This window comes from Magnetospirillum sp. UT-4 (genome assembly GCF_902729435.1).
GTDB lineage: Bacteria > Pseudomonadota > Alphaproteobacteria > Rhodospirillales > Magnetospirillaceae > Magnetospirillum.
This window is the reverse complement of sequence record NZ_CACVCG010000100.1, coordinates 1-5,084: the sequence shown is the minus strand read 5'-3', so window position 1 is coordinate 5,084 and position 5,084 is coordinate 1. Positions and strand designations below refer to the sequence as shown.

The following is a 5,084-nucleotide window of genomic DNA, read 5'->3' as shown; positions in this document are numbered from 1 at the left end:
TGCCGTGCTATGCTTCCCGCCATGGACGCGCTCGGCCTTCGCATCGGCATCGACCTCGGCGGCACCAAGACCGAGGCCATCGCGCTGGACCGCGCGTCCGGCGCCGAGCTGGCGCGCCGCCGGGTGGCCACCGAGCGCGGGTCCTACGGGGGCACCGTCCGCACCATCCGCGCCCTGGTCGAGGGACTGGAGGCCGAGCTGGGGCGCCGCGGCAGCGTCGGCATCGGCATCCCGGGCACCATCAGTCCGGCCACCGGCCTGGTCAAGAACGCCAATTCCACCTGGCTGATCGGCAAGCCGTTCGACCGCGACCTGTCCGAGGCGCTGGCCCGGCCGGTGCGGCTGGCCAACGACGCCGACTGCTTCGCCCTGTCCGAGGCCACCGATGGTGCCGGCGCCGGGGCGGCGACTTTGTTCGGAGTGATCCTGGGCACCGGGGTGGGCGCCGGCATCGTGGTGCACGGCCGCCCGCTGGCCGGCCCCAACGCCATCGCCGGCGAATGGGGCCACAACCCCCTGCCCGCCCCGCAGCCCGACGAGCTGCCGGGGCCGCCCTGCTATTGCGGCCGGGCGGGATGCGTCGAAACCTTCCTGTGCGGTCCGGCGCTGGAACGCCAGTACGGCGGCGGCGTCTCCGCCGCCGACATCGTCGCCCGCGCCGAGGCCGGCGACGACCACGCCGCGGCGGTGCTGGCCCGCTACGAGGACCGCCTGGCCCGCGCCCTGGCCGCAATCATCAACATCCTCGACCCCGAGGTCATCGTGCTGGGCGGCGGGCTCGGCAACATCGCCCGCTTGTATGCGAACGTGCCGCGCCTGTGGGGCGCCCATGTCTTCTCGGACACCGTCGCCACCCGCCTGGCACCGCCGGTCCACGGCGATTCGTCGGGCGTACGCGGCGCGGCGTGGCTGTGGCCGGGGTGATGGATCACCTCAGGCGAATAGTCATGGCAACACACATGAACGCAGATTGGCGAAGATCAACGCAGATGCCATCTACCATCTGAGTCCATCTGTGCGCGCCGTCAGGCGCCTGCGTTCATCTGGGTAGTTCCATTGATCCGATGGCCAGCCGCATCTAGAGTAGCCGCCTCGACGGCGATCAAATGGGCGAGCCGCTGGCGCCGGGGCGGAGTTGCATTTCCTGCCGCCCTACAGCCCCGACTTCAGAACGCAGCTTCTCATCCATGACTGACGTGTCTTCCCCAGCACGGTGAACCCCGAGAAGGCACGCAACAACATACGCAAAGCGTTCGCAACGGCAAACCGGTGCCGGACATCAAGCCGGAGTACCTACGGAAGGCATTTGCGACGTGGCATGGCGAACAGGGGCTTCACCCCCGCGTGCTTCAGGCGCTCATGGGTCACGCCCTCGGCTCGACCGTGACCGACCGCCACTACATCAAACCCCAGGAAGAGGCTATGCGCGCCGCCGTCGTGCGCATGCTGCCCGCCGACGAACGCAACAAGACCGGCTCGTGACCGCCCTCATGGCAATATCTGGCAAAAGGCAACAGACGGACCCCTTCCGTTCTCATCGGGACGCGGCCATCCCCTCCACAAAGGGGGTTGCCCAGACCCGCAGAAATCCAGTATTGTCCGCCCCTCTCCGATCGTCCGTGATCGCATGCGCAGCCGTAGCTCAGCTGGATAGAGCGCTGCCCTCCGAAGGCTCCCGCCAGTGTAAATTCCATAGACCAAGAAATCCTGGCGGCCTGCGACTTTCCCGTTTCACCACTTAATCTGCCAGTGGCGGGAATATCACTCGCGGCACAAACCCGGCGCATCCGCTGGACTTACCCTTGGCCCCTGATGTTTCCCGTCCAAGAATTGACTCATCGAAATTGACCGATGAGGACAGTTGATATGGCTACGATCAGAAAACTTCGTGGACGTTGGCAGGCGATGGTGCGTCGCAAGGGCATCAAGCCACGCTCGAAAAGCTTCGATAGGAAAAACGACGCCGAGAAATGGGCGCGCGATCTTGAGGCCGAGATTGATCGGTGCGCCTATCTCCCCGATACAAAGCCGGCCGAGACTTTGACGCTGTCGAAGCTGATGACCCGCTATCTTGCTGAAGTCACGCCGACCAAGCGCGGCGCCGCCGTCGAGACCACCCGCATCAGGGCCATGCTCAAGAGGGACATCATGCACCGGACCCTGGCCTTGTTGACCAGTGCAGACCTATGCGCGTACCGGGATGAACGCCTGAAGGCTGTCGCCGCCGCAACGGTGGTGCGGGAAATCAACACCATCAGCCACGCCCTGGACACAGCGATGAAAGACTGGGGCATCTATCTTCCCATGAACCCCTGCAAGTTGGTGCGTCGCCCTGCGGTGAGCCGAGGTCGGGATCGACGTCTCGAAGGTGACGAAGAGCAGCGTCTGATGGCCGCGTGCGAGCGCGGTCGCATCACGTGGCTCAAGCCCATGGTGGTGCTCGCCATCGAAACCGGGATGCGTCGGGGGGAGCTGCTGTCGATGCGATGGGATGAGATCGATCTTGATAGGCGTGTCGTTCACCTGCCCATCACCAAGAACGGTTCGAGCCGCGATGTCCCGCTGTCGTCGGTCGCGGTAGCAACCCTGAAGGGCTTGCATGATGGTCCAGACCGCCACCCTGACGTCGTGTTCAGTGTCAGCCCCAATGCGGTTCGGTTGGCTTGGGAGCGGTTGCGTACCCGTGCCGGTCTCCGGGATATGAATTTCCATGACCTCCGTCACGAAGGGGTCTCGCGCCTGTTCGAGAAGGGGTTCGATGTCATGGAGGTCAGCGCAATCTCGGGTCACAAGACGCTGAGCATGTTGAAGCGCTACACCCACCTGCGAGCCGAGGACCTCGCACTGCGGCTCGGGTGAACCAGGACAGATCAAAGACCCCGCCCCGTCGGTGGGCGGGGTGTCCTGCTTCAATGAGCGAAGTCCTAGGAAATGGTGGTACACACGACCCGGATCGCGATTCAGCCGCGCTGTTCGACAGGGCGTCCTTGGATGAGGGACAGTCAGCACAACACCATTGTTTTAATGGTATTGTGCGATGTCGGAGAATATCTCCTGGGCCTTGTCGAACACGCTCCGCGAGCGGGATATAGGTTTTGCACCGAGAGCTGTACGGGTGGCGTCAATATCCTTACCCATGTAGCTGGCCCAGCCGAAGACGCCATATCGTCCGCCGCATTCGGCTTCCCAGTTGGGCGGCTTGACCTCAACCGAGATGCAGTCATACAGAAACCGCTCGCTCTGATTGCCATTCACCTTGCGTCGGTCGCCCACAATCCTCTTGAGACCGGTCTGGATTTCGCCGGCAGCAAGCCCTTTGGCGGCAACCAGCCCATGGATATGGAGCCGACCCTGCTTGTCCATTTCCGCGACGAAGACATAGGGGATGCCGGGCAGATGAAGACGAAATCGTTGGGCAAGGTACCGTACCGCATGCACCTCAGCATCGTTCATCATGTCCTGGGCCGTACAGGTGAAGATCAGGGTGAAAACCAGCGGTTCTCCCAACTCTCGGATCGCCTGGGCGTAGATCCAAAGCCGGGTCGCTGCGTCGGCGTCCCGCCAGCGACGTGGAATGTTGACGGCCTTTCCCGGATCGGAGGTCATGCCTATCCCGTGGTGAAGAATGAGAACGTAAGAGAACTCCAGATATATAACATATAACCAAGACGACAATTTCGGAAGATGCCCGGACCTGCACCAGGCCAGAGCTTTGCCGCGACTGCGGTTCGATGGTTTTGGCGCAATCCGTCAGCCGGGAGATATTCTAGGGGATCGCATGATCACACCGTCGGCGCCCTGCCGTCGAAATCCTCCTTGCAGTGGCCAAATTGACTGGGGCGCTCTCGGTCACGGCAATGGTGCTGGCCGCCAATCCGGCGGTCGCTGGCGTGGTGCGGACGTGGGGCCGCTACCGTAGAGCGCTTTCAAGCAAACGTCAGCCAGAAGCCGCCTGGGGCGTTTCCGTGATGGTCGCCACCGCCAGCCTACGAGCACGCTCGCGGACACGCTGAACGGAAATTGCCTTCCACATTCCACCTCTGGCTGTCTTATAGCCCTGGTCGTTGAGCCTTTTCGCTATTTCGGCATTCCCGACATCACGGCCAACCTCGAACAGGATGGCATCTATTAATGATTCGGTCCGTCGCGCGGAATCATCCGAATGGCGCTGACGTACCCTCTCAGCCGCCTGGAGTGCCCGCTGGGTTGGATTCCGATCCGGAATCGCCTGTGGTTTGCCGAATTTCCGGCCCCGCTTGGATGCCAGCGCGTTGATCAGCAGTCCCGTTCGACGGTCCTCACTCATGTCCTGAAGGCACTGAATCAATTTGCCATCGTAGACCTTGATCGGTAGCGCGCAAAGGTCACGAAGACAGGCCATGGCCTTGTCCTGGTCGGCGATGAGCCCCAGCATCTTGAAAAGATCGTACACAACCAAAGCGGCATCTTTTTCGATTGCCTGCGCAACGGCGTTTCGAAACGGTGGACGAAGGAACAAATTGACCTCAGCGCTGGTGTACCGGTCCCAGTGCCGCTCCAGCATGTTCATTTTTTTGGCGGATAGGGTGCGGGCTATACCGCCGACGATTTCCATCGCAGCCCGTGACTCGGGAAGTCCCCCAACCGGTGCGGGGCCTCGAATGGCACCATACCCTACGGCTTTCATCGCCGGACCTCTCCCTCGTTCTCTCAACGTCGCGCCTTGCGCCCCTTTGGCAGCGTCGGTGGTGGCTCTTCACCGTCACGGGGCCGCACGAAAAATTCTTGAACATCCGCCCCAACGGCAAGCGCGATACGCTCCAACACTGCCACGGTAGGATTTTCAAGACCGCGCTCAAGCCGGGACACATAGGTTCGGTCAATCTCAGCATCGACCGCCAACGCCTCCTGTGACAGCCCTCGTTGAACACGAAGTCGCCTCAAATTCCAAGCTACGAGCGCCTGAACATCCATATGCCCAGGCGACCACCTTGAGGACCATTAAACCACGTAGTATAGTCCTCATATTAACGCGATCATGGAAGGGACGCCATGGATACGAGGTTCGCTCTCGCTGGGGCCATCGCATTCCTTAGCCCGTCCTA

At 62.1% G+C, this 5,084-nt stretch carries 6 protein-coding genes; 3 read left to right on the top strand and 3 right to left on the bottom strand.

What is annotated here, in order from left to right; genetic code table 11:
- Positions 1 to 9 precede the first annotated feature (9 nt).
- The 3 genes from MTBUT4_RS13640 (at position 10) to MTBUT4_RS13630 (ending at position 2,859) form a co-directional block, all read left to right on the top strand.
- A complete protein-coding gene (locus MTBUT4_RS13640) occupies positions 10 to 924 on the top strand; it encodes an ROK family protein (protein WP_371737924.1) in 915 nt (304 codons plus the stop codon).
- Positions 925 to 1,269: 345 nt separating this feature from the next.
- A complete protein-coding gene (locus MTBUT4_RS13635) occupies positions 1,270 to 1,482 on the top strand; it encodes a hypothetical protein (RefSeq protein ID WP_173980239.1) in 213 nt (70 codons plus the stop codon).
- Between the two features lie 384 nt (positions 1,483 to 1,866).
- Positions 1,867 to 2,859: a site-specific integrase gene (locus tag MTBUT4_RS13630; RefSeq protein ID WP_173980238.1), complete on the top strand. Its 993-nt coding sequence runs from the start codon at positions 1,867 to 1,869 to the stop codon at positions 2,857 to 2,859.
- Positions 2,860 to 3,021: 162 nt separating this feature from the next.
- On the opposite strand, the gene MTBUT4_RS13625 is transcribed toward MTBUT4_RS13630, so the two are convergent.
- The 3 genes from MTBUT4_RS13625 to MTBUT4_RS13615 all read right to left on the bottom strand — a co-directional run bounded on the left by MTBUT4_RS13625 (position 3,022) and on the right by MTBUT4_RS13615 (position 4,953).
- Positions 3,022 to 3,606, bottom strand: coding sequence for a hypothetical protein (locus MTBUT4_RS13625; RefSeq protein ID WP_173980237.1), 585 nt, complete (start codon positions 3,604 to 3,606; stop codon positions 3,022 to 3,024).
- Between the two features lie 331 nt (positions 3,607 to 3,937).
- Positions 3,938 to 4,594 (bottom strand): hypothetical protein, encoded by a 657-nt coding sequence (locus tag MTBUT4_RS13620; RefSeq protein ID WP_173980236.1) that lies wholly within the window; start codon positions 4,592 to 4,594, stop codon positions 3,938 to 3,940.
- Positions 4,595 to 4,689: 95 nt separating this feature from the next.
- Positions 4,690 to 4,953: a helix-turn-helix domain-containing protein gene (locus MTBUT4_RS13615; RefSeq protein ID WP_173980235.1), complete on the bottom strand. Its 264-nt coding sequence runs from the start codon at positions 4,951 to 4,953 to the stop codon at positions 4,690 to 4,692.
- Between the last annotated feature and the right edge of the window lie 131 nt (positions 4,954 to 5,084).

Bases quoted from the DNA above. Each gene is read 5' to 3' on its own strand.
- MTBUT4_RS13615 (WP_173980235.1), bottom strand. From the start codon at position 4,953: ATGGATGTTCAGGCGCTCGTAGCTTGGAATTTGAGGCGACTTCGTGTT.
- MTBUT4_RS13625 (WP_173980237.1), bottom strand. From the start codon at position 3,606: ATGACCTCCGATCCGGGAAAGGCCGTCAACATTCCACGTCGCTGGCGG.
- MTBUT4_RS13630 (WP_173980238.1), top strand. From the start codon at position 1,867: ATGGCTACGATCAGAAAACTTCGTGGACGTTGGCAGGCGATGGTGCGT.
- MTBUT4_RS13620 (WP_173980236.1), bottom strand. From the start codon at position 4,594: ATGGAAATCGTCGGCGGTATAGCCCGCACCCTATCCGCCAAAAAAATG.
- MTBUT4_RS13640 (WP_371737924.1), top strand. From the start codon at position 10: ATGCTTCCCGCCATGGACGCGCTCGGCCTTCGCATCGGCATCGACCTC.